Source organism: Arthrobacter sp. MDT2-34-1, assembly GCF_059091365.1.
In genome coordinates this window covers 2,214,211-2,234,717 of sequence record NZ_JBNHGO010000001.1, presented here as the reverse complement: position 1 = coordinate 2,234,717, position 20,507 = coordinate 2,214,211, and the positions used below count along the sequence as shown (strand labels likewise).

The window sequence follows — 20,507 nt, the reverse complement described above, 5'->3', positions numbered from 1 at the left end:
GGGCCCACCTCCAACGGGCCGTTTACTTTCCCGGGGGCGCACCCCCCCCCCCCCCCCCGCCGGGGGGGCGCGCCCCAATAGGTGCGCGCCGCCGTCGTCGTCTGGGGTGTGGGGCCGGTCAGGCGCTCTTGCCGTACAGCTTGCGGTAGCCGTGCAGGGTCGTGAAGAACGGGGAAGGCTCCAGCGTCGGATCTCCGGTATAGCCGAGTTCCTCGGCCACCGAGGCGAACGGCGAATAGGGCGAGTCGCTCTCCTGCAGGCCGCCCTCCACGGAGCGGCGCGCGGCGGCGCGGACCCGGGCCTCGATGTCCAGGCTCTCCTGCAGGGCCTGTCGGGCCGTGCCGGCGTCCATCCCGATGTCGAAGGGCACGCCCTCGGTGTTGCGGTAGGGGTGGCCAAGGTACAGGCGGTTGGGACGGATTTCGTCGCGCAGGTAGCGGAGGCTGGCACGGTAGGCGTCCGGATCCTCATACCCCGGGAAGTGGTTGGCGGCGCCGTGGACCTGGACGGAGTCGCCGACGAACACGGCGTCCTGCCCGTCCACCACGTAGGCCACGGAGCCGGCGGTGTGGCCGGGGATGTGGTGCACGGAGACCGTGACGTCCCCGCCAAGGCTGAGGGTTTCGCCGCCCTCCAGGAGCATGTCCGGTTCCATCTCGCCCGAGATGGCATGCCCGGCCGCCTTCGTCTGCTCCTCGACGGCGTTCGGGTTGTCGAGGTACTGCCGGCGGACGTCGAGGTAGTTCTGCACGTGCGCCTGCCGGGAGCGCAGCAACGGGGCGTCCGCCCGGTGGATGACGACCCTCGCCTTCCGGCCGGTGAGCTCCCAGAGGGCGTGGGCACCGCCGAGGTGGTCGATGTGGCCGTGGGTCAGCAGGATCCACTTGACGTCCTCGATGCGCCGGCCCAGCTTCTCCAGCTCCGGCGCCATGCCCTCGACCGGTGACGTGGTGATGCCCGTGTCGACGATGGCCGGCTCGGGCGCGTCGATGAAGAAGCTGTAGAGACCGAAGCGGCCCCAGGGCGAGACCAGCGGATGGATGGTCACTTCTTGCGTCATTGTTCTCTCCTCGGCTCCGGGACCCGTTCCCGGTCCTGATGGTACGGCTCGACAGCGCGGACCCTTGCCCTCGCGCGGCCTTTCCGCGCCGCGGCCCGGGCCTGGTCACCATCGTTTGCACGGCACTTTATTATAATAATATAATTGAGCGTGGCTCCGGAGAGCGCGCCTGCCAGCGGGACACCTGGCACTCGAACGTCAACAAGGAAGTGCACACATGACTGATTTCACGACGTGGAATGCCGGTGGGGAGACGATCAAGATCCGCAAGGACCTGCGGATCCCAATGCGGGACGGCGTTGAGCTCGCCGCGGACACCTACCAGGGCCTGGAGGACAAGCCCCGGCCGGCGCTGGTGGCCCTGAGCCCGTACGGCAAGGAGCTGCAGGCGCTGGCGCTGACCACTCCCCCGCAGCGGCGTCCGAGCCCGATGTGGGACGGCTGCATCGAGGCCGGCGACATCGCCCGCATCGTCAAGGAGGACTACGTCCACGTGATCGGCGACCTGCGGGGGTCCGGCGACTCCGGCGGCGAACACATCGGCAACTACAACGCCGGCGGCGTATCGCTGGGCCAGGATGCGTACGACTTCATCGAATGGGTTGCCGAACAGCCGTGGTGCGACGGCAACGTCGGCATGGTCGGCATCTCCTACTTCGGCTCCATGCAGGTACTGGCCGCGGCCGAACGCCCGCCCCACCTGAAGGCGATTTTCGTCAGCGGCGGCCACTACGACTTTTACGAAACCACCTACCACGGCGGCATCATGTGGTTCATGCCCCGCGCCGCCCGCGAAGGCCGCGGCGGAGACTCCGGTTGGGCCTTCACCGACGGCGTCAAGTCCCGCATGATCGAAAAGTACTCGCCCGAGGAGCTCAAGAAGCTGGTCGCCAAGCGCCTCGAGGACCCGGACGTTGCCGCCTGGCCGAACCTGGTCCACGTGCTGCATTACCCCAAGAACCACGAAGCCTGGTTCGACATCGTTATGAACGAGCTGGACGGCGAGTGGTACGAGGAGCGCAACCCCATCACGCTCGCTCCGAACATCGACATCCCGGTCTGGCTCCAAATCGACCAGGGCCGCGGCTGGACCATGGACGGCACCATCGAGCTGTACAACTCGCTCAAGGGACCCAAGAAGCTGACCATCGGCCCCTACCCGCCCATGCAGTCGCGCCCGTTCATCGAGGAGCACGACAAGATGTTCCGCTGGTACGACTACTGGATCAAGGGCATCGACAACGGCGTGATGGACGAGCCGGCCGTGAGCGTTTTCGTCGAAGGTTCCCGCGAGACCGTCGAGGCGGACCAGTGGCCGCCGAAGGAGATCGAGTACACCTCCCTCTACCTTCGTCCGCGCCACAAGCTGTCCGCCGAGCCGGAGTTGATGGGCGTGGAGTATGCGGCCCCGGACGGCTTCTACCAGGCGCCCCTGACGGTGACCGACAAGGTGGAGATCCTCAGCTGGAGCACCGGGCCGTTCGAAGAGGACACGGAGATGATCGGCACCGGCGCCGCGCACATCTTCGCCGAGATCGACCAGCCGGACTCGAACTTCATCCTGCGCCTGTGGGACTACGCCCCGAATGGCAAGCGCCAACTGATCACCACCGGCTACCTCAAGGCCTCGCACCGCGAGCTGGACGAGGAGCGCACCAGCGAGGGCAGCCCGATCCACCCGCACACCCGTGCCGTGCCGGTGGAGCCGGGGAAGATCGAGGAGTATGTCCTGCGCCTCTACCCGTTCGCCAACACCTTCAGGCCGGGACACCGGCTGGTGGCCGAGCTTTCCAACGGCGAGCCGCTGGCCGACGAGCACAACGCACTGCTGCCTCCGGACGCCTTCCACCTCCCGGTGGGACGCCCGGTGACGCACAAGATTTACCGCGACGCCGCACACCGGTCCCGGCTGGTCCTGCCCTTCACCGCCCGCAAGGCCGAGGATGGGGCGAACTAACGCGACGGCAGCCCCGACCGGCGGCCGGGCGCCCTCGAGGTGCCCCCGAGGCTTCCCCGGCCGTGGTGATCAGCGATCCTGAACGTCACGGCCGGAGGTGCCCGGCGCACCTCTTATCCTTGGGTAATGGAAACAACCGAGGGCGGCACGGCCCGGAAAGCCGTCGAGGACAACCGCGATCTGGCGGTGGCCTTGATCGACATCTCCTCCGATGTCCGCCGAAAATCCCACGAGAATTCCGGCGTCCCGTTGCTGCCCAACGGCATGGTGGACATCATGCGGGTCATCGAAGCGCACCCGGGCATAACCGTGGCCGAGGTCGCTTCCAGGCTTGACCGCCAGTTCAGCAACGTGAGCACCCAACTGCGTGAACTGGTGGCCCGCGGGCTCGTGACGCGCAGGCGCGACGAGGCGGACAAGCGCTACGTGACGCTGCACCCCACCGACGAGTCCCAGCGGATCAGGATCATGCTGGAAACCGCGTGGGCGGAAACCCTGGGGACGGCGGCCGCCAGGCTACACCCCGGGGAACAGGAACAGATCGCGGCGAGCCTGCCCGCCCTCCAGCGCCTGGCGGCGCTGATCAACGAGCCGGACCAGCGCTGAACCGTCGGCCAGCCGCGCTTTTCTTTTTCGGTATACTTATACTTTTGTAAGTATTAGCGGCGCACCTGTCTGCCGCACCCCACAAACAGAAAAGGTGGCCATGAAAGACGTCCTAGAGGAGAAAATTCCGCCCGGAGAGGTGGAGGCGGCAGAGGCCGTGGAGCCCGAGAGGATCTCGCCCAAGCGCATCGCCGCCGTGATCACCGCCTTGGTGCTGTCAGCGCTGATCATGATCCTCAACGAGACCGTGCTGACGGTCGCACTGCCCGACCTGATGGCGGACCTGGGCGTCCAGGCCACCACGGCGCAGTGGTTGACCACGGGCTTCATGCTCACGATGGCCGTTGTCATTCCGACCACCGGCTTCATGCTTCAGCGGTTCACCACGAAGAGCCTCTTCATCAGTGCGATGCTGCTCTTCATCCTCGGCACGGCGCTGGCGACCATCGCCCCGACGTTCGCGGTGCTGCTCATCGCGCGCATCGTCCAAGCGGCCGGCACGGCCATCATTCTGCCGCTGCTGATGACCACCACGCTCACCTCCGTGCCGGTCCGGCACCGCGGCACCGTCATGGGCCTCAACTCCGTGGTCATCTCCGTGGCTCCGGCCATCGGCCCCACCCTCTCCGGCGCCGTCATCAACTCCTTGACGTGGCGCTGGGTCTTCGGCCTGATGGTGCCGGTGGCCATCATCGTCTTCCTCTTCGGCGTCATTGCCATCAAGACCGGCAAGGAGACGCGCAAGGCTCCGCTGGATGTCCTCTCGGTCATCCTCTCCGCCTTCGCCTTCGGCGGCATCGTCTATGCGCTGTCCTCGATCGCCGACCTGATGGCAGGTTCCTGGGCCCCGGGCGTGGCATTGGTCGTCGGCGCCGTCGCGCTGGTCCTTTTTATTCAGCGCCAGCGTGCCCTGCGCAAGACAGAGTCGGACCTGCTGGACCTTCGTCCGTTCAAGGTGCACAACTTCCGCATCTCGGTCATCATCGTGATGATCGCCATGGCCACCATGCTGGGCACGGTCATGGTGATGCCGATCTTCATGCAGAACGGCATGGGCCTGAGCACGTTGACCATCGGCCTGGCCCTCCTGCCCGGCGGCCTGATCCAAGGGATCGTGTCCCCGCTCGTCGGCCGCCTTTACGACAAGGTGGGCCCCCGGCCCATCGTCATTCCCGGCGCCTTCCTGCTGGCCGGCGGGCAGTGGCTGCTGGGCAGCGTCCATATTGATACCCCGGTGCCGACGATCGTCGTCTTCCATACTGTGTTCTGCGTCGGCATGGCCATGCTGATGACTCCGCTGATGACCGTGGCCCTGGGCGCCCTGCCGCGTGAGCAGTACGGCCATGGCAGCGCGATCATGAATACCCTGCAGCAGTTGGCCGGCGCCGCGGGTACCGCGGTTCTCGTTGCCGCCATGACCATCGGCACGGCGGCGGCAGCCGCCGGCGGCATCGCGGCGAACGTCGCCCTGGTTGACGGCGTCCGGGTCGCCTTCACGGTCGGCGGCATCCTCGGCCTCGTGGCCGTCGTGTGCGCACCGTTCGTTCGGCGCCTGCAGGAGAACACCGGCCACTAAGGCCCGGTTGCCCCGCCCGCACGCAAAGAGGAAGCCGGCCACCCCAAGGGATGGCCGGCTTCCTCTGTCTCGGTCGCGGCGCTGCGGGATGCTACCCGGCCGTGCGCGATGCCGCTGCTTCCGGTTCGGTTTCCTTGACGCCGTGCAACCCAAAGAAGCTGAGCAATGCCGCGGCCAGGGCCGCGATGGCAACCACCAGGAAGGCCTGCGTGAATCCGCTGCCCAGGGCCTCGAGGGCGAACTGGCTGCCGCCCGATCCGGGAACGCCCTCGGGGATGCTGTTGAGCGCGATCGGACCGCCCGCTTCCGCAATGCCCATCGCCGGACCCAACTGGTCCGGAGCCAAACCGGAGGTCTGCAGGGAGGTCATGAGTTTTCCGCCGGCGGTGGAGAGGGCAATGGCGCCCACCAGCACCGGTCCGAGCGCAAACCCGAGGTCGCGCAGGAGGTTGGTGGTGGCGCTGGCCATGCCGGTCATCTCCCGAGGCACCGAGTTAACGGCAATAGCGGTCATCGGGCTCAGCGTGAAGGCGAAACCAAGTCCGACCAGCAGGGACGGCAGGATGAAAGCGGTCACGTCGCGGCTGGTGACATCGGCAGTGGAGTTGATCAATGCGCCGGCAGCCATGGCCAGGAATCCGAACGTCATCAACCAGCGGGATGAGACGCGGGCCTGCAGCCGGGACAGCACGGGGATCAGCACGAAGGCGGGCCCCTGCAGCAGCAGGAACAGCAGGCCGAGGTACAGCGGGTTCTGGTGCTGGACCGGCCCTAGCCACATGCTTGTGGAGAAGCAGGCACCCAGGAAGGCGAACATGCCGACCACGGCCACGATCGACGCGATGGCGAACTGGCGGTTCAGAAACAGCCTCAGCTCCAGCAGCGGGGACTCGACTCGCAGTTCGATGGCCACAAAGATCGCCAACAGCACCACACCGGAGGCGAGGGCGGCTACCACGTGGGCGCTGGTCCAGCCGTCTTCGGGACCCTGTACCAGCCCGAAGAGAACCAGGATCAGGCCCAGTGCGAAGGTGATTTGGCCCCAGATATCCATCCGGCGCTCCCGGGCCACCTTGGCCTCGGCGGAGCGCAGGGCGGTCAGCAGCAGTGCGGCGAGGGCCGTCAATACCACCACCGCATAGGCCCCGCGCCACCAGCCGAAGCCGGCAAATACGCCGCCGAGCAAGGGCGACAGGGCCGAACCCGCCGAAAGGAAGCCTGCCCAGATGGCGATGCCTCGCACGCGCTCCTGCATGGAGCGCGCCACCGAAGCAACCAGGGCCAACGATGCGGGGAAAATCGCACCCGCACCCAGGCCGTTAAGGGCGGAGCCAATCCACATGGCCTGGACCGTCGGGGATATGGCGCAGACCAGCGAGCCGATCATGACCAGCACGGCGCCGCCCACGACGAGCTTGCGGTGGCCGTACTTGTCACCGAGCACACCGAAGGTCAGCTCGAAAACCACCACCGGAATCATGAACGCGGCGGTGATCCAGGTCAGCTGGGAACCGAACGTGTTAAAGGTGACCTGGAATTCGCCATTGAGCGCGCCTGGCAGAGCGTTGGCGATCTGCGCCACCATGACCGCCAATGATGCAGCGACCAATGTGCCCCTGGTGCGCGCGGGTGTGACCTGCACGGGCGGCGCCTGGGGCGGCGGATCGGACTGCGGCGATGACGTGTGGGTCCCCTGATCCTGGCTCATATGAACTTCCTTGTCATGGTGTGAGCGGTGTGGTGAACGGGTGGTGCTCGGCGGAACCGGTCCGGGCATGGCGGCCGCATTCGTCCGCACTCGCTGGAACCGGTGGTAGACGAGACGCTGCCGCAATGCTCTGTGCTGTCTGCGGCACCCTGTGACGCAGGCGACAGGCCCATCGTGATGGGGCTAACAGTAGTGATTCACAATACATGGTGTCAAGTGAACATTCGACGTGTCATTTGAGAGGGTTTCCGCTCCAAGAGCCGCCGGGCTGAAGTGTTACAGCCGGTGCGCGGAAATCCGGAGGGCAGCCTCGGCTGGTCCGGGGGAGCCGCGGACACCGGCTATCCTGTGTGGCATGGCAACACTCCGCGAGGCTCAAAAACAGCAGACCAGGCAACTTCTCTTGGACACCGGCCTGGACCTCTTTGAGTCCAAGGGCTACGCGGCCACCACGATCGACGACATTGCCGCCCGTGCCGGCACCACGAGGACGACCTTCTACCTGCACTTCGCGTCGAAGGCGCAGCTGATGGGCGACGTGGTGAAGACGGTGGACTCCATTCTCACCAGCGTGGACGACCCGGCCCTATCCACCGTGGTGGAACTGGGTACCCGCGACTTGATCCGCGCCTGGATCAGCCGGAAATTCGACCAATGGGAAGCAACCCGCCCCTATCTGCATGCCGTCTATCAGGCGGCCCCGGTCGAGCCCGAGGTTGCAAAGGTCATGGAGGACTGGTTCCGCGATGTTGCGGCGGACATGACATCCGGGCTGGATCGGTCGGGGCGGTTCGACCCGGCCAGCCGCCAGGTCCGCTGCGTCCTCGCCTTTGGCCAGCTGGAATACCTCTCGCAGCGGTGGATCCGCACGGGCTGGATTATGGATCGGGAGATGTGCCTGGAAACCCTGACGGATTCCTGGTGCCATCTGCTCTCGGAGGGGTAAGCCTCCAGCTGGATCACCCTTGGCGCGCGCCCGCCAGCAATTCGGCCAGCGCCCCGCGGCCCAGCACGGGCTGGCGGTACTCATCGCTGAGGATCTGCAGCATGGAACCGGCATAGTCCTCATTGGTCGAGGCAATCATGTCCTTGGCGAAGACCACGCGGAAGTTGTGGGCGAACGCATCAGCCGCCGTCTGCGCCACGCAGTTGTGGGTCGCCACGCCTGCCAGGACCAGCCGTTCCACCCCGGCGTCCCGCAGCCGCTCGGCCAGGCCCGTACCAAAAAACGCGCTGTCGCGTGTCTTGACGACGCGCTCGAGGCCCTCTGTTTGCAGCCCGGGCAGGAATTCGGCCTGCTCGGTCCCCTCGAACAGGAATCCCTGGTCATCGTCGAGCATGCTGAGGGTCCAGGTTGAACGGTCCCTGAGGTGCTGCGTGTAAACAAGCAGCACCGGCACCTGCGCCGCCGTCGCGGTCCTGATCAACAGATTGGCTGACTCCACCACGGCTTCCTGCCGCTTGGCCAAGGCAGGGTCCTCGAAGTACGCGTTCTGCAAGTCGATCATCAGCACCGCAGTTTTCATGCCCTCCGCCTTCCGCCGGTCGTCCTCGCTTCCATCCTGTCAGGTGCACCCGCAGTTTGGGTCTTGACGCGCCAGCAGCGACAGGGTGTGGTGTGTACTACCATCCGGCCGAAAGGACAGCGTCATGCATTCACTCTGGCTCGATACCGCCCAACAGATTCCGGTTGACACGTACTCCGGCCAAACCGGGTTCGACTCGGTCGTCGCCGGAGCCGGGCTGACCGGCCTCACCACTGCTGTCCTGCTGGCGCGGGCCGGGCACCGGGTTGCCGTGGCGGAGGCGCGGTCGGTCGGGGCCGCCACCACCGGCAACACGACCGCCAAGGTATCCCTGCTGCAGGGCAGCCAGCTTTCGCGCATCGCGAACCATCACGATTCCGGCACCGCCGCGGCCTATGTGGCCGCCCAGCGGGAAGCCCAGGCGTGGATCCTGCGGTACTGCGACGAACACCGGGTGGGATACGACCGGCGGGACGCCTTCACCTACGCCACCACCCCCGAGGGCGCCGAGGACCTGGCGGCGGAGCAGCGCGCCAGCGAATCCGCCGGCCTGCCGGTCGAAAAAGTCTCCGGTGCCGGCGAGCTGCCGTTCGAGGTCGCCGGGATGCTGCGGTTGGCCGACCAGGCCCAGATCCATCCGATGCACCTCCTGGCGGCGCTCGTTGCAGAACTGCGCAGCCGCGGAGGCCTGGTCTTCGAGGGCATGCGGGTCACGGGCATCGGCCGCGCGGACGACGGCGGTGACGGGGCGGGGCCGCGAAACCTTACCGTGCGCACGGGGCTGGGCGACATTAAGACCGGCATCCTGGTGCTGGCGACCGGCACGCCCATGCTCAACCGCGGCGGACACTTCAGCGTGCTCAAGCCCATGCGTTCCTACGCCGCCGCCTTGACGGTGCCCGGGCGCATCCCGTCGGGGATGTATTTGTCCATCGACGGGCCGACCCGCTCGCTGCGGACCGCGCGCCACGGCGACCGGGAGGTCTTGCTGGTCGGCGGCAACGGCCACGTTGTCGGCCGCCACGGCCATACCCGGGGCCTGGTCGATGACCTGCTCCGTTGGACCCAACAGCACTTTCCGGGTGCCGAGCCCACGCACACCTGGTCTGCGCAGGACTATGAACCCGCCGGTGCGGTGCCGTACGTGGGTCCGATCCTGCCCGGGGAAAAGCGCATCATGGTGGCCACCGGATTCAACAAGTGGGGCATGACCAACGGGGTGGCGGCGGCACTGGCGCTGTCGGCCTCCATCCTGGGCGGCGACAATCATTGGGCCAAGGACCTCTATAAGTCACGCATCTCCGGACGGGACGCCGCCAGCACCGCCGGCACCAATTTGTCCGTCGGGTTGGAATTGCTGTCCGGCTGGCTGGGCGGATTGACCCGGACCACGCATGCGGCACCGCCGGAGGGTCAGGGCACTGTGGTGCGGGAAAATTCGCGGCCGGTGGGCATTTGTACCGTGGACTCCGCCACGCACCGGGTCAGCGCGGTCTGCACGCATCTGGGCGGCGTGCTGTCCTGGAACGACGCGGAGGGCAGCTGGGACTGCCCCCTGCACGGGTCCCGCTTCAGCGCCGACGGCAAAGTGCTGGAAGGCCCCGCCGTCAAGGACCTCGAGGCACGGTAGCCCCCTTGGGACTGACGCCGCCGCACCGGTAGTCTAGTGCGGATGCCTCAGTTGAAACGCCGCGCGGCCGCCCTTGGTACCGCCGCCTTGATGTCCTTGTCCCTGGCCGCCTGCGGCTCCGACTACCCGCTGGGTCCGGCCCAGGAAGCCGCCGCCCGGCAGGGCTCCTCCCTGTCGGGCACGCTGACAGGGGCCGGAGCATCATCCCAGAACGCGGCGATGGACGCGTGGGTGGCCGGCTTCGGCCTGCTCCATTCCGACGCGCAGGTCCAGTATTCGCCGGACGGCTCCGGCGCAGGACGCACCGCCTTCCTGGCCGGCGCCGTCGAGTTCGCCGGCTCGGATGCCTACCTGGACGACGAAGAAGTTGACCAGTCACGCAAGGTGTGCGGCCCCGAGGGCGCCTTCAACGTCCCGTCCTACATCTCCCCCATCACCGTGGCGTTCAACCTTCCGGGCATCACCGAACTGAACCTGGACGCCGAAACCATTGCCAGGATCTTCCAGGGCGAAATCCGGTCTTGGGACGACCCCGCCATCGCGGAGCACAACCCGGGCGTGGAGTTGCCCGATTTTGCGGTCACTCCCGTCAACCGTTCCGAGGATTCCGGCACCACCGAGACCTTCACCGAGTACCTGCACGCCGTGGTCCCAGAGGTCTGGACGCCGGAACCCAGCGACACCTGGCCCGGAGAGTATGCCGGGGAAAACGCACAGGGTACAACGGGCGTTGTGAGCATGGTCGCCGGCACGGCGGGCGCCGTCACCTATGCGGACGATTCCGCCGTCGGGGATCCCCTGGGCAAGGTCAACCTCAAGGTTGGCCAGGACTATGTCCCGGTGAGCGCAGAAGCGGCAGCGAAGGCATTGGACGAAGCCAAACCCGTCGAGGGGCGGCCGGAATACGACCTGGCCCTGGAAGTGGACCGGACGACTACCGCCGCCGGCGCCTATCCGCTGATGCTGGTCTCCTACCACATCTACTGCACCACGTACGAGGACCAGGAGAAGGTGGACCTGGTCAAGGCGTTCGCGCAGTATGTCCTGAGCCCCGAGGGCCAGAAGGACGCGGCGGACTCGGCCAAGAGCGCGCCGCTGTCCGAGGAGCTGTCGAAGCGTGCCGTGGCTTCCGTGGAGCGGATCAGCGCCCGTTCCTGACAGCGGCCGCAGGCCCCGAGTAGCAGATTAGCTGCCGGGACCCCGCCTCCGGTTCTCCCGGTCCTCGGGCTCCCGGACGTCCGGCTCCCGGTTGTAGGCGTTGTCATCCTCGTTCTGGGGGATGTCCGGCTGGGCCGAGGCTGCCGGAGGAAATCCGCCGGCGAAGGTTCCGCCGTAGAACTGCTGGTTGCCCGGCTCGTGCGTTTCCGATCCTCCGGACTCGACGAAGGTCTTGAAGCGCCACAACTCGTTGCGCACCTCCCGGTGGTCCGATCCCAGTCCGGAACCGGCCTTTTCCAGCAGGGAATGCGGCTCCCAATCGAGGTGCACGTGCATCGACGTGGTGTCGGCGTCGATGCTCCCGAACGTCACGGTGCCGCTGTGCCTGATTCCGCCTTCGCTCCTCCACACGATCCGCTCTCCGGGCTCGTCCTCGGTCACGGCCGTATCGAATTCGCGCTGCACGCCGCCGACTTTCGTGACCCAATGGTGCGTGGTGTCGGACGTCCGGATCACCGATTTCACGCCGTGCATAAAGGAGGGAAAGTACTCGAAGCGCAGCCACTCGTCATAAACCTTTGCGGCGGGCAGCGAGATCTCGACTGTTTCTTCGATGGTTGCCATGATCATCCTCATTCCGCCGCGGAACGGCGCCGCAGGCACCGCCTTCATGAGTTGCCACCTGCAGTTAACGCTACAGAACGGCCTGGGGCGCGGCAATGAACGGCCACGCCCGAACGCGCGGGAGGGTTGGCTGCAACCGGGCCCGCGTTCCGGGACGAGAAGGGACGATGTCCTGCATTGGTAGTCTGTGTGGTAAACCACTGCGTTGAAGTTGAGGGGGCGGTATGCCGCGCTGTTTTCCGGAACAGCCTGAGTTCGGCCGGGACCAGCCTGCCGAACGGCAGGTCTGGGAGGCGCTGAAGCGTACCCTGCCGCCGTCCGCCGCCCTGCTGCATTCGGTCGACATCGTCGAAAACGGTGCCGCCCGTCGGATGGATCTGCTCGTTGTCTGGCCCGGCGTCGGCATCGCCGCCATCGAGGTTAGAGGCGGGCAGATCAGCTACGACGCGGGCCAGTGGTACCAGTCCGCCAACGGCCGGCAGCACCGCATCAAGGATCCATTGGTCCACGCCCAGGACGCCCGGCACATGCTCCAGCGCTACCTCGGCTCCCAGTTGGGGCTCAGCCGCAGGGTCCGCTTCGCCCACCTGCTGGCCTTTCCGGAGACGCGGCTTCCGCGGCATTGGGACATCCCCGGCCTCAGGCGTTCCATGGTGATCGGCAGCGAGGACCTGAAGTACCCGGACGACACGGTCAGGGAAGCCATCAACTTCTGCGGCGACGGGGACGGCGAAACCGCGCCGGATATCGCCGACCGCATCGTGGCATGGTTGACGCGCCCCCGGCCGGGCGACGGGGCGCTCTCCGCAGCGGCCGAGCACGAAGGCCGCGCCGAGCAGATGACGCGGGACCAATCGGCGATCCTTGATGTTTTGAAGGACCAGCCGCGGGCACGCGTCATCGGCGGCGCGGGCACTGGCAAGACCTGGCTCGCATTGGAACAGGCCCGGCGGCTGGCGCGCGACGGAAAGCGGGTGGCGCTGCTGTGCTCCAGCCGCGGCCTGGCCCGGTACTTCGAGACCGAGACGGCCGGGTGGAAGCCGGCCGAACGCCCGGCACACGTGGGCATGTTCTATGACCTGCCGGTCCGCTGGGCCGCGCACCATCCGCTGGACCCCCGGTTGCTCACCAACCAGTACTACGAGCACTACCTCCCCCGGACACTCAAACGGCTGGCCAAGAACCAGCCGGTCCGCGAACTCTTCGACGCGATCGTCGTGGACGAGGGCCAGGACTTTGGCACGCTGTGGTGGGAGGCCGTCTTGGAGTGCCTGAAGGAACCTGCTGCCGGCGGCCTGTATGTGTTTATGGACGAAGACCAGCGCCTTTTCGGCCGCGACGGCTGGCCGCCGATTGAAGTGCCTCCCTTGGTGCTGAATGAAAACCTGCGGAATACGAAGCAGATCGCGGCGTTCTGCGGCGCGCTGTCCACCGAGCTGGCGATTCCGCGGGGCCTCTCCGGCCCGCGCATCCGGCTGGTGGAGGCGACGGCCGGGAACGTCATCCAGCGGGCCGGCGATGCGGTGGCGCAGCTGGTCGAGCGTGAAGGCTGGGCCCCACAGCAAGTGGCGCTGCTGACCACAAAGCGCAAGCATCCGGCGCATCAGCAAGCGGTGGACGCACTGGGCTGGCGCGGATACTGGGACGCCTTTTTTGACGACGACGACGTGTTCTACGGCGACGTGCTCGGCTTCAAGGGACTCGAACGCTCGGTGGTGGTCCTGGCGGTCAACGGCTTCGGCGATCCCGAGCGGGCGCGCGAGATGCTCTATTCAGGCTTCTCCCGCGCGCGCAGCCTGCTGGTCATCGTGGGCGAAAGATCGGCCATCACAAGGGTGGGCGGCCGTGCCCTGGTCAAGAGGCTGACCCAGACCGAATCCTGGGATCCTGACCAGCAGCAGCAAGACCATTGACTTTCCCGCCGCAGCGGAGCATTCTAAAACTACTTATTCGGTTTTTAGAATTTACCGGAGGTTCCCATGGCAACCACCACTCCTGCGCTGCAACGGGTCCGGACCGAGCCCGCCTACGGTGCTTTCTGGATGCTCAGGCTGGGCTTTTCCGTCCTGCCGATTTTGATGGGGCTGGACAAGTTCTTCAATCTGCTCACTGACTGGGAACAGTATCTGGCCCCTTGGGTCGTTAACCTGCTGCCCTTCAGCGCGCACACCGCCATGCTGATCGTCGGCGTGGTGGAAGTAGCCGCCGGCATCGTGGTCTGGTTCAAGCCGCGGTACGGCGCGTACATTGTTTCCCTCTGGCTGGCGGGCATCATCGTCAACCTGCTGACGCTGTCGGGGTTCTACGACGTGGCGCTGCGTGACGTCGGCTTGCTGCTGGCGGGACTGACACTGGCTCGGCTGGCCACCCAGTACGATCCGGCGTGGCACCGCCGTCGCTGATCAATACCCTGCCCGCGCCCGCCTTCAGTGCCCGGTGAAGGCGGGCGCCTCCTTGGCCAGGAAGGCATCCCGGCCGATGCGCGAGTCTTCAGTGGTGAAGGCCTGCCCGAAGGCCCGGCGCTCCACCTGCAGCCCGTCGGCGGTGGGACGGCCCAGCGCCGCATCGAGCGTTCGTTTCGCGTTTGCGACGGCGGCGGGGGACTTTGCGGAGATCTCCCGGCAGGTGGCGGCGGCGGCGTCGAGCATGTCGTCCTTGCTGGCGAAGACGGCGTTGGCCAGCCCGATCCGCAGGGCTTCCTCGGCGCCGATGCTGCGGCCCGTGAAAATCAGTTCCCTGGCCATTCCGGGGCCGACCCGCTGCGGCAGCCGGACCGTCCCGCCGAAGCCCGGAATGAGGCCCAGTCCGACTTCCGGCAGGCCGAACTTCGCGTTGGCCGTCGCGTAGATGAAGTCGCAGGCCAACGCCAATTCCAAGCCTCCGCCCAGGGCAAAACCGTTGACGCAGGCGATCACCGGAAGGTCCAGGGTCTCCAGCAATCGGGTCAGGTCCTGCATGGCGGCACTGTGTGCTTCCGCTTCGGCCGGTCCCATGGAGGCCAGTTCCCGGATGTCGGCGCCGGCCGCGAAGGCCTTCCCGCCGGCACCCGTGATCAGGATGCTCCGAACTTCCCGGCCTTCCGGCGAACGGATGTCCGTGACGAACTGTGCCAGGTCTGCCACGACCTGGGTGTTCAGGGAGTTGAGCGACTCGGGACGGTTGATGACGACGGTGGCCAATTCGCCGAGGCATTCAAGCTGAATCGTTTCGTAAGTCTTTTCCACAGCCCCACTATGCCACGCCGGGCCCCAGATCGGACGTGGTCATCCCCCCAGCAGGGCGACCACGTCGGCCACCTGACGGTGTCCCCCGGCTACCGACCAGCGGTAGCCGTCGACCTCCACGACGGCGGTGGAACCTCCGGCCGCTTCGACCAGGGTCTTGCCCGGAAGCCAGTCCCAGTCCGGCAGCCCCTGTTGGTACCAGACGCCGAAGATCCCGGCGGAGGTTGCCGCCAGCTCACACGACGCCGACCCCCAGCTACGGTAGGTGGCCGAACCGAGCAGGGTGCGCAGGTACGGCTCGCCCGCTGCGTTGTCGCGCAAATACGTGTGGTGCAGGTACGCCGCCGCGCAACTGGCCGCCAAGGGAGCGCTGGCGATTTCGCCCACGCGCAAGCCGTTCCGGGTAGTGGGCAGGTCGCGTCCGCCGATCCACAGGACGTCCTCGGCGGGGTGGTAAACCGCCCCCAGCCGGCTTCCCGCTCCATCCGTCAGCGCCAGCGCGGAGCACCAGTAGTGCCCGCCGGTGAAGAAGTTGTAGGTGCCGTCCACCGGGTCGATGACCCAGGTACGGCCCGAGGTTCCCTCGTGGCTGGAGCCTTCCTCGCCCAGGATCGCGTCCTCCGGCCGCAGTTCGCGCAGCGTATCTACTACCAGTTTCTCCGCGGCGTGGTCGGCGGCGGTGACGACGTCGGAGATGCTGGTCTTCTCCTCGACCGTGGTCACCCCCGACCGCATGCCGTTGGCCAGCGTTCCGGCGGCGCGCACCAGCCAGGCCGCGAGTTCGGTGTCGTCCAGATGGTCAGGGCTGCTCACGGTCATATCTGAAGCCTAGCCAACGGCGGGGCGAACGCGGCATGCAGGGGCAGTTGCTACCGGCGGCCCCGCCGCGGCCCGCGGCCCTTCGGGGTGCGGCCGCCACCCGGCCTGCCCTTGCCCTGGCCGGACGGCTTGTTCGCGCCCTTGCCCGATGCCGGCGTCCGGCCCGGTGCGGAGCCCTTTCCCGCAGCGGTGCCCTTCCCCGCGCCGGAGCCTCCGCCGTCGTTCTTCCCCGTGTTCTTGCGGGTCTTGCCCTTGCCCTGTTGTTCCTGCACCGAGGGCTGGCGCGAACTGCGCGCCGTGCGGCCGCGGACAATTCCGATGAACTCCTCGATTGCGGCCTCGGTCCGGTCGGTGAGCCACGCGAGGCCGATCTGCGTCTCGGGGTGATCGGTGACCGTGCGGTACACCACGTCCTTGCGGTTGTAGAGCCGGGCCACGGACATCGGCAGGATCATCAGTCCCGCCCCGGACGCCACTACCTCGATGCCGGTCTTGGCGCCGCCCATTTCCCCGGGGTCCAGGAAGTTCTCGTGCGCGATCTCCCGATACGGGACTTCCTCGTCGTAGAGGGCAACATCGTGTTCCTTCGGCGCGACCACCACGGGCAGTTCCGCATACAGCGGGATCACGCTCAGCCCCTCGCGGTCCACGGGCAGCCGGACGAAGCTCAGGTCGGCACGGCCGTCGCGCAGGATGGCCGTCTGCTCCTCCTCGCCGCACTGGAAAGCGGTCAGCGGGACGTCGGGCAGCCGCTCCGCCCACCGGCGGGTCCACTTCCCCGGTGTCACGCCCGGGACATAGCCGACCTTCAGTCCGGCCAATTGGGCCGTGGTCGTCGGCTCCTGGTCTGCATCCTGCACTTCATCACCGTAGCGCAGGGCGGCTAGGCTGGGCTTATGAGCGCGAAATCGGCACAATCCATGAAACCGGCCACGGCCGCCAAGAAACTGGGCATCTACTTGCCCGCGGCCCCGCAGGAGTTCCAGGACAGCCTGATCTCGCGGGAGGAATTCAACCAGCTGCAATCCGATCCGCCGGAATGGCTGGCGGAGCTGCGCCGCAACGGTCCGCATCCGCGGCCGGAGGTGGCCCGTAAACTCAACGTCTCCATCTCCGGCCTGGCACGCGGCGGCATCACGGAGCCGCTGACGACGGCCGAAATCACCGCTTTACTGCAGGATCCGCCGGAATGGCTGGTGGCGGAACGTGCCTCGTTCGCCGCCGTGCGTGCCGAGGAGCAGCGCGTGAAGGCCGCCGGCAAGCAGGGCTGATCAGCAGCCGCCGAGCGCGCCGCGGGCCCCCCTCCTCGCTGATCAAGCGGTGAGCGAGGCGGGCCCCTCCCCCGCTGACCAAGCGGTCAGCGGGGGCCGGGTGCCCGTTAACGCCAAGAGCCCCGGTCCGAAGACCGGGGCTCTTGCTCTGCGTGCGCGAGGGGGGATTTGAACCCCCACGCCCTTTCGGACACTGGCACCTGAAGCCAGCGCGTCTGCCGTTCCGCCACTCGCGCGCATTGTTCCTGCCCTCTCGGCGTGCCAACCTGTTTCCCGGTTCGCTTTCCTCAAGAACAGCGAGATCAATAGTAGCGTGAAACAGTCCCAAATTCCCAATCGGGGCGCCGGCCCCCTTGGATACCGCGCAACGACGGGGATCGGAGGGCCTGCGCCGCGGGCCGCACGCCCCGCCGTCGTGATTCCGCGATGGTGAGCTTCACCACGCCCCGGCGCCGCCGCGCCCGCGGCGATCGTTGCCGAATGGGGCCTTTTGGGACACGCCCAAGTAGTATCGAAGGGAAGAATCGCCAGACAGGTGTGCCCTGTCCGCTGTCGCAGCGGGGGCAGACCTGACCACAACTCTGGGAGGAGGCGGCCCGATGGGCATTCTGGACAGTATGGAGCGCGGCATCGAGAAGATGGTCCGCGGCGCCTTCTCTGTCGGCGGCAAGGGCCAGGTGCAGCCGGTGGAGATCGCAAGCCGCCTGCGCCGCGAACTGGACAACGGTTCCATCACCTTGGCCCAGGGCCGCACGTTGGCTCCCAACGTCTTCGACGTCAGGCTGGGCGATTCCGACTACGCGATGGCTGAACAATGGGGCGCCACCCTGGCCGAAGAACTGTGCGACGTGGTCATCCGCCACGTCAACAGCCAGAAGTACACCCTGCAGGGCCCGGTGCGCGTTTCCTTCACCAAGGACGACGCACTCAAGGGCGGCGACTTCGAAGTCGAGGCCACCGTCGTGAAGTCCGACGGCCACCAGCCGCAGCCCCTGCAGCGCAGTGCCCCCGCGGCGCCGTCGCGCCAGCCCACCCTGCTGACGCCCGTGCTGGAAATCAACGGGCAGCGCTACTCGCTCAACGCGCCGTCCATCGTGCTCGGACGCTCCTCCGAGGCCGACATCATGGTGGACGACACCGGGGTCTCGCGGCGCCATCTGGAGATCCGCACCGACGGCGGGTCGGCCGTGGCCGTGGATCTCGGTTCCACCAACGGCAGCTATGTCAATGGCCAGAAGATCGACGGCCGGATTGACCTCACCGACGGCTCCGTCATCACGATGGGCCGCACCCGCATTACCTTCCGCCTGCTGCCGACACGGGGCGGCGGGGCCTAATGGGCGAGCTTGTCGTCACCGCGCTGCGGTTCGGTTTCCTGATCCTGCTCTGGATCATGATCATCAGCATCGTCTCCGCACTGCGGCGGGACCTGCAGATCGGCAAGCGCAGCCGCACCGGATCCCCCACTGCGCGCGAAGTCCGGAAGAATCCCGACCTGGCGGACGCTCCGGCACCCCGGGTGGCTCCGCGCCGCCTGGTGGTCACGGAAGGGCCGCTGGCCGGCCACTCGCTGGAACTGGCCGCGAGCCCCATCCTGTTGGGCCGGGCCCAGGAAGCAACGCTGGTGCTGGAGGACGATTACGCCTCCGGCCGGCACGCCCGCCTCTTTCCGCAGGGCAGCCGCTGGTTCATCGAGGACCTCGGCTCCACCAACGGCACCTACCTGGCCGAGAACCAGCTGACGCGGGCGCTGCCCGTTGATCCCGGCGTTCCCATCCGGATCGGCAAGACGGTCATTGAGTTGAGGCCCTGACGGTGGCTCTGGTTCTGCGCTATGCGGCGCGGTCTGACGTGGGTAAGGCACGGTCTAAAAACGACGATTCCGCCTACGCCGGGCGTTATCTTGCCGTGGTGGCCGACGGCATGGGCGGCCATGCCGGCGGTGACGTGGCCTCGGCGTCCACGGTGCTGGACCTGGTCCATCTGGACCGCTCGGGCCATCAGGACCCGGCCAACGTATTGGCCGACGAGATCCAGACCGCCAATTCCATCCTTTCGGAGCTGGTGCAGACCAGTCCCAAGCTGGCCGGCATGGGCACCACCGTCACCGCCTTGCTGCTGCATGACGACAAGCTCGAATTCGCCCACATCGGCGATTCCCGTGCCTATCGGCTGAAAAACGGCATCTTCGAGCAGATCAGCGTGGACCACACTTTCGTCCAGCGGCTCATCGACGAAGGGCGGCTCCTTCCCGCGGAAGCCGAAATCCACCCGCACCGCAACGTGCTGATGCGCGTCTTGGGCGACGTCGATGCCAGTCCCGAACTCGACCTGGCCAGCCATCAGGCCGAGCCGGGGGAGAAATGGCTGCTCTGCTCAGATGGACTCAACGCCGTCGTGCCGGACAGTGTGGTGGAATCCGTGGTGCGCAACGCGCCCACCCTGCAGGACGCCGTCGATCAGCTGGTGGAACTGACGCTTGACGGCGGTTCCCCGGACAACGTGACCATCGTGATGATCGAAGTCGCCGAAACGGCGCCGGAGGCGGCTGACACCGCCTCCCTCGGCCTCGCCCCGGAACGACCGAAGGCATCGGCCTTGAAGCACGACGGCGCCGCCTCCCCTGTCGCGGCGATGCCCGCCGACGGAGCCTCCCTCGGGGCACAGGTGGCCGCGGGCGCCGACGACGAACAGCTTCAGCCGCACGAGGCGATCCGCGCCGATGCCATCCGCCGCGAGCTGGAGACCCGCCCGCATGTGCTGGTGGGCGCCGCGGCATTGGCCACCGAGACCGGACAGATTCCCATCGTCACGGCCCACTCCAACAAGCGCCGGGCGGCGGCATTGCTGACCCACAAGGCCCCGGACGAACCGGAGACACCCGAGAACGAGACCTCGGCCCCGGCCCGCAAGCCCTGGCTGATCCCGGCGTTCCTGACCGTCATGTCGTTGCTGTTGGTGGCGGTCATGTGGTTCGGCTACCTCTGGACGCAGACCCAGTATTTCGTGGGTTCGGCGGACGGACGGGTGGCCATCTTCAACGGCGTCTCCCAGAACTTCGGGCCGATCGCGCTTTCCCACGTGGACACGGTCTACAACATCCCGCTGGAAAGCCTGCCCGCGTACCAACAGCAGCGGCTGGATTCCAGCATTTCCGCCCGCGATCTCGGGCATGCCGAGGAGATCGTGGAACAGTTGCGGATCAGCAGCCAGCTGAACTGTCCGGAACCCGAACCCAGCCCCAGTATCGTTCCGACGGATCGGCCCAGCGCCTCGCCGGGGGCGACGCCGGGGCCTGCTGCCAGCCCCCAGCCCACCGTGCCGCCGGAATGTGTAGGTGGATAAGCC

At 67.0% G+C, this 20,507-nt stretch carries 19 protein-coding genes and 1 tRNA gene; 12 read left to right on the top strand and 8 right to left on the bottom strand.

Translation table 11 applies throughout. The features are described from left to right. Nucleotides 1-118 precede the first annotated feature (118 nt). On the bottom strand, nucleotides 119-1,060 hold the full coding sequence (locus tag AC5RVV_RS10460) for an MBL fold metallo-hydrolase (RefSeq protein WP_494001235.1): 942 nt from the start codon (nucleotides 1,058-1,060) through the stop codon (nucleotides 119-121). Nucleotides 1,061-1,277: 217 nt separating this feature from the next. Between AC5RVV_RS10460 and AC5RVV_RS10455 the strand changes: the two genes are divergently transcribed. The 3 genes from AC5RVV_RS10455 (at nucleotide 1,278) to AC5RVV_RS10445 (ending at nucleotide 5,199) form a co-directional block, all read left to right on the top strand. Beyond that, a complete protein-coding gene (locus AC5RVV_RS10455; RefSeq protein WP_494001234.1) occupies nucleotides 1,278-3,017 on the top strand; it encodes a CocE/NonD family hydrolase in 1,740 nt (579 codons plus the stop codon). 126 nt (nucleotides 3,018-3,143) lie between these two features. After that, complete coding sequence (locus tag AC5RVV_RS10450) at nucleotides 3,144-3,623, top strand: MarR family winged helix-turn-helix transcriptional regulator (RefSeq protein ID WP_494001233.1); 480 nt, start codon at nucleotides 3,144-3,146, stop codon at nucleotides 3,621-3,623. A 100-nt stretch (nucleotides 3,624-3,723) separates the two neighbouring features. Beyond that, the gene (locus AC5RVV_RS10445) at nucleotides 3,724-5,199 is read left to right on the top strand and encodes an MDR family MFS transporter (protein WP_494001232.1); all 1,476 of its coding nucleotides are present in this window, start codon (nucleotides 3,724-3,726) and stop codon (nucleotides 5,197-5,199) included. Nucleotides 5,200-5,290: 91 nt separating this feature from the next. Here the strand turns inward: AC5RVV_RS10445 and AC5RVV_RS10440 are convergent, their stop codons facing one another. After that, nucleotides 5,291-6,907 (bottom strand): MFS transporter, encoded by a 1,617-nt coding sequence (locus tag AC5RVV_RS10440; protein WP_494001231.1) that lies wholly within the window; start codon nucleotides 6,905-6,907, stop codon nucleotides 5,291-5,293. Nucleotides 6,908-7,262: 355 nt separating this feature from the next. On the opposite strand from AC5RVV_RS10440, the gene AC5RVV_RS10435 reads away from it, so the two are divergent. Beyond that, the gene (locus tag AC5RVV_RS10435) at nucleotides 7,263-7,853 is read left to right on the top strand and encodes a TetR/AcrR family transcriptional regulator (protein ID WP_494001230.1); all 591 of its coding nucleotides are present in this window, start codon (nucleotides 7,263-7,265) and stop codon (nucleotides 7,851-7,853) included. A 13-nt stretch (nucleotides 7,854-7,866) separates the two neighbouring features. Here AC5RVV_RS10435 and AC5RVV_RS10430 read toward each other — a convergent pair whose 3' ends face one another. Continuing rightward, on the bottom strand, nucleotides 7,867-8,433 hold the full coding sequence (locus AC5RVV_RS10430; RefSeq protein ID WP_494001229.1) for a cysteine hydrolase family protein: 567 nt from the start codon (nucleotides 8,431-8,433) through the stop codon (nucleotides 7,867-7,869). Nucleotides 8,434-8,557: 124 nt separating this feature from the next. Here AC5RVV_RS10430 and AC5RVV_RS10425 point away from each other — a divergent pair, with 124 nt between their 5' ends. Continuing rightward, on the top strand, nucleotides 8,558-10,063 hold the full coding sequence (locus AC5RVV_RS10425) for an FAD-dependent oxidoreductase (RefSeq protein WP_494001228.1): 1,506 nt from the start codon (nucleotides 8,558-8,560) through the stop codon (nucleotides 10,061-10,063). A 42-nt stretch (nucleotides 10,064-10,105) separates the two neighbouring features. Then, nucleotides 10,106-11,221 carry a phosphate ABC transporter substrate-binding protein PstS gene (gene pstS, locus AC5RVV_RS10420; protein ID WP_494001227.1) on the top strand — a complete coding sequence of 372 codons (1,116 nt, stop codon included), beginning with the start codon at nucleotides 10,106-10,108 and terminating at the stop codon, nucleotides 11,219-11,221. Between the two features lie 27 nt (nucleotides 11,222-11,248). Here the strand turns inward: pstS and AC5RVV_RS10415 are convergent, their stop codons facing one another. Further along, nucleotides 11,249-11,845 (bottom strand): SRPBCC family protein, encoded by a 597-nt coding sequence (locus tag AC5RVV_RS10415; protein ID WP_494001226.1) that lies wholly within the window; start codon nucleotides 11,843-11,845, stop codon nucleotides 11,249-11,251. Between the two features lie 224 nt (nucleotides 11,846-12,069). Here AC5RVV_RS10415 and AC5RVV_RS10410 point away from each other — a divergent pair, with 224 nt between their 5' ends. After that, the gene (locus AC5RVV_RS10410; RefSeq protein WP_494001225.1) at nucleotides 12,070-13,758 is read left to right on the top strand and encodes a nuclease-related domain-containing DEAD/DEAH box helicase; all 1,689 of its coding nucleotides are present in this window, start codon (nucleotides 12,070-12,072) and stop codon (nucleotides 13,756-13,758) included. Nucleotides 13,759-13,824: 66 nt separating this feature from the next. After that, entirely contained in the window at nucleotides 13,825-14,247 is a 423-nt protein-coding gene (locus AC5RVV_RS10405) for a hypothetical protein (protein ID WP_494001224.1), read from the top strand. 24 nt (nucleotides 14,248-14,271) lie between these two features. Here the strand turns inward: AC5RVV_RS10405 and AC5RVV_RS10400 are convergent, their stop codons facing one another. The 3 genes from AC5RVV_RS10400 to AC5RVV_RS10390 are packed head-to-tail and all read right to left on the bottom strand — an operon-like array spanning nucleotide 14,272 to nucleotide 16,748. Beyond that, the gene (locus tag AC5RVV_RS10400; protein WP_494001223.1) at nucleotides 14,272-15,069 is read right to left on the bottom strand and encodes an enoyl-CoA hydratase/isomerase family protein; all 798 of its coding nucleotides are present in this window, start codon (nucleotides 15,067-15,069) and stop codon (nucleotides 14,272-14,274) included. 39 nt (nucleotides 15,070-15,108) lie between these two features. Further along, on the bottom strand, nucleotides 15,109-15,888 hold the full coding sequence (locus AC5RVV_RS10395; protein ID WP_494001222.1) for an inositol monophosphatase family protein: 780 nt from the start codon (nucleotides 15,886-15,888) through the stop codon (nucleotides 15,109-15,111). Between the two features lie 50 nt (nucleotides 15,889-15,938). Continuing rightward, complete coding sequence (locus tag AC5RVV_RS10390; RefSeq protein WP_494001221.1) at nucleotides 15,939-16,748, bottom strand: LysR family substrate-binding domain-containing protein; 810 nt, start codon at nucleotides 16,746-16,748, stop codon at nucleotides 15,939-15,941. A gap of 60 nt (nucleotides 16,749-16,808) precedes the next feature. Here AC5RVV_RS10390 and AC5RVV_RS10385 point away from each other — a divergent pair, with 60 nt between their 5' ends. After that, complete coding sequence (locus AC5RVV_RS10385; protein ID WP_494001331.1) at nucleotides 16,809-17,159, top strand: DUF5997 family protein; 351 nt, start codon at nucleotides 16,809-16,811, stop codon at nucleotides 17,157-17,159. A 153-nt stretch (nucleotides 17,160-17,312) separates the two neighbouring features. Here the strand turns inward: AC5RVV_RS10385 and AC5RVV_RS10380 are convergent. Beyond that, nucleotides 17,313-17,395, bottom strand: a tRNA-Leu gene (locus AC5RVV_RS10380). A gap of 363 nt (nucleotides 17,396-17,758) precedes the next feature. Between AC5RVV_RS10380 and AC5RVV_RS10375 the strand changes: the two genes are divergently transcribed. From AC5RVV_RS10375 to AC5RVV_RS10365, 3 genes are read left to right on the top strand one after another with little or no spacing between them, the layout of a single operon-like run. Then, a complete protein-coding gene (locus AC5RVV_RS10375) occupies nucleotides 17,759-18,496 on the top strand; it encodes an FHA domain-containing protein (protein WP_494001220.1) in 738 nt (245 codons plus the stop codon). Continuing rightward, nucleotides 18,496-18,972, top strand: a complete 477-nt coding sequence (locus AC5RVV_RS10370) for an FHA domain-containing protein FhaB/FipA (protein ID WP_493978260.1) — start codon at nucleotides 18,496-18,498, stop codon at nucleotides 18,970-18,972. Before AC5RVV_RS10375 ends, AC5RVV_RS10370 begins: the two co-directional genes overlap by 1 nt. 2 nt (nucleotides 18,973-18,974) lie before the next feature. Further along, complete coding sequence (locus AC5RVV_RS10365) at nucleotides 18,975-20,504, top strand: PP2C family protein-serine/threonine phosphatase (protein ID WP_494001219.1); 1,530 nt, start codon at nucleotides 18,975-18,977, stop codon at nucleotides 20,502-20,504. The last annotated feature ends 3 nt before the right edge of the window (nucleotides 20,505-20,507 follow it).

Excerpts from the sequence above, each read along its gene's own strand:
- AC5RVV_RS10460 (WP_494001235.1), bottom strand. The coding sequence starts at position 1,060 with ATGACGCAAGAAGTGACCATCCATCCGCTGGTCTCGCCCTGGGGCCGC.
- AC5RVV_RS10455 (WP_494001234.1), top strand. The coding sequence starts at position 1,278 with ATGACTGATTTCACGACGTGGAATGCCGGTGGGGAGACGATCAAGATC.
- AC5RVV_RS10450 (WP_494001233.1), top strand. The coding sequence starts at position 3,144 with ATGGAAACAACCGAGGGCGGCACGGCCCGGAAAGCCGTCGAGGACAAC.
- AC5RVV_RS10445 (WP_494001232.1), top strand. The coding sequence starts at position 3,724 with ATGAAAGACGTCCTAGAGGAGAAAATTCCGCCCGGAGAGGTGGAGGCG.
- AC5RVV_RS10440 (WP_494001231.1), bottom strand. The coding sequence starts at position 6,907 with ATGAGCCAGGATCAGGGGACCCACACGTCATCGCCGCAGTCCGATCCG.
- AC5RVV_RS10435 (WP_494001230.1), top strand. The coding sequence starts at position 7,263 with ATGGCAACACTCCGCGAGGCTCAAAAACAGCAGACCAGGCAACTTCTC.
- AC5RVV_RS10430 (WP_494001229.1), bottom strand. The coding sequence starts at position 8,433 with ATGAAAACTGCGGTGCTGATGATCGACTTGCAGAACGCGTACTTCGAG.
- AC5RVV_RS10425 (WP_494001228.1), top strand. The coding sequence starts at position 8,558 with ATGCATTCACTCTGGCTCGATACCGCCCAACAGATTCCGGTTGACACG.
- pstS (WP_494001227.1), top strand. The coding sequence starts at position 10,106 with ATGCCTCAGTTGAAACGCCGCGCGGCCGCCCTTGGTACCGCCGCCTTG.
- AC5RVV_RS10415 (WP_494001226.1), bottom strand. The coding sequence starts at position 11,845 with ATGGCAACCATCGAAGAAACAGTCGAGATCTCGCTGCCCGCCGCAAAG.
- AC5RVV_RS10410 (WP_494001225.1), top strand. The coding sequence starts at position 12,070 with ATGCCGCGCTGTTTTCCGGAACAGCCTGAGTTCGGCCGGGACCAGCCT.
- AC5RVV_RS10405 (WP_494001224.1), top strand. The coding sequence starts at position 13,825 with ATGGCAACCACCACTCCTGCGCTGCAACGGGTCCGGACCGAGCCCGCC.
- AC5RVV_RS10395 (WP_494001222.1), bottom strand. The coding sequence starts at position 15,888 with ATGACCGTGAGCAGCCCTGACCATCTGGACGACACCGAACTCGCGGCC.
- AC5RVV_RS10385 (WP_494001331.1), top strand. The coding sequence starts at position 16,809 with ATGAAACCGGCCACGGCCGCCAAGAAACTGGGCATCTACTTGCCCGCG.
- AC5RVV_RS10375 (WP_494001220.1), top strand. The coding sequence starts at position 17,759 with ATGGGCATTCTGGACAGTATGGAGCGCGGCATCGAGAAGATGGTCCGC.
- AC5RVV_RS10370 (WP_493978260.1), top strand. The coding sequence starts at position 18,496 with ATGGGCGAGCTTGTCGTCACCGCGCTGCGGTTCGGTTTCCTGATCCTG.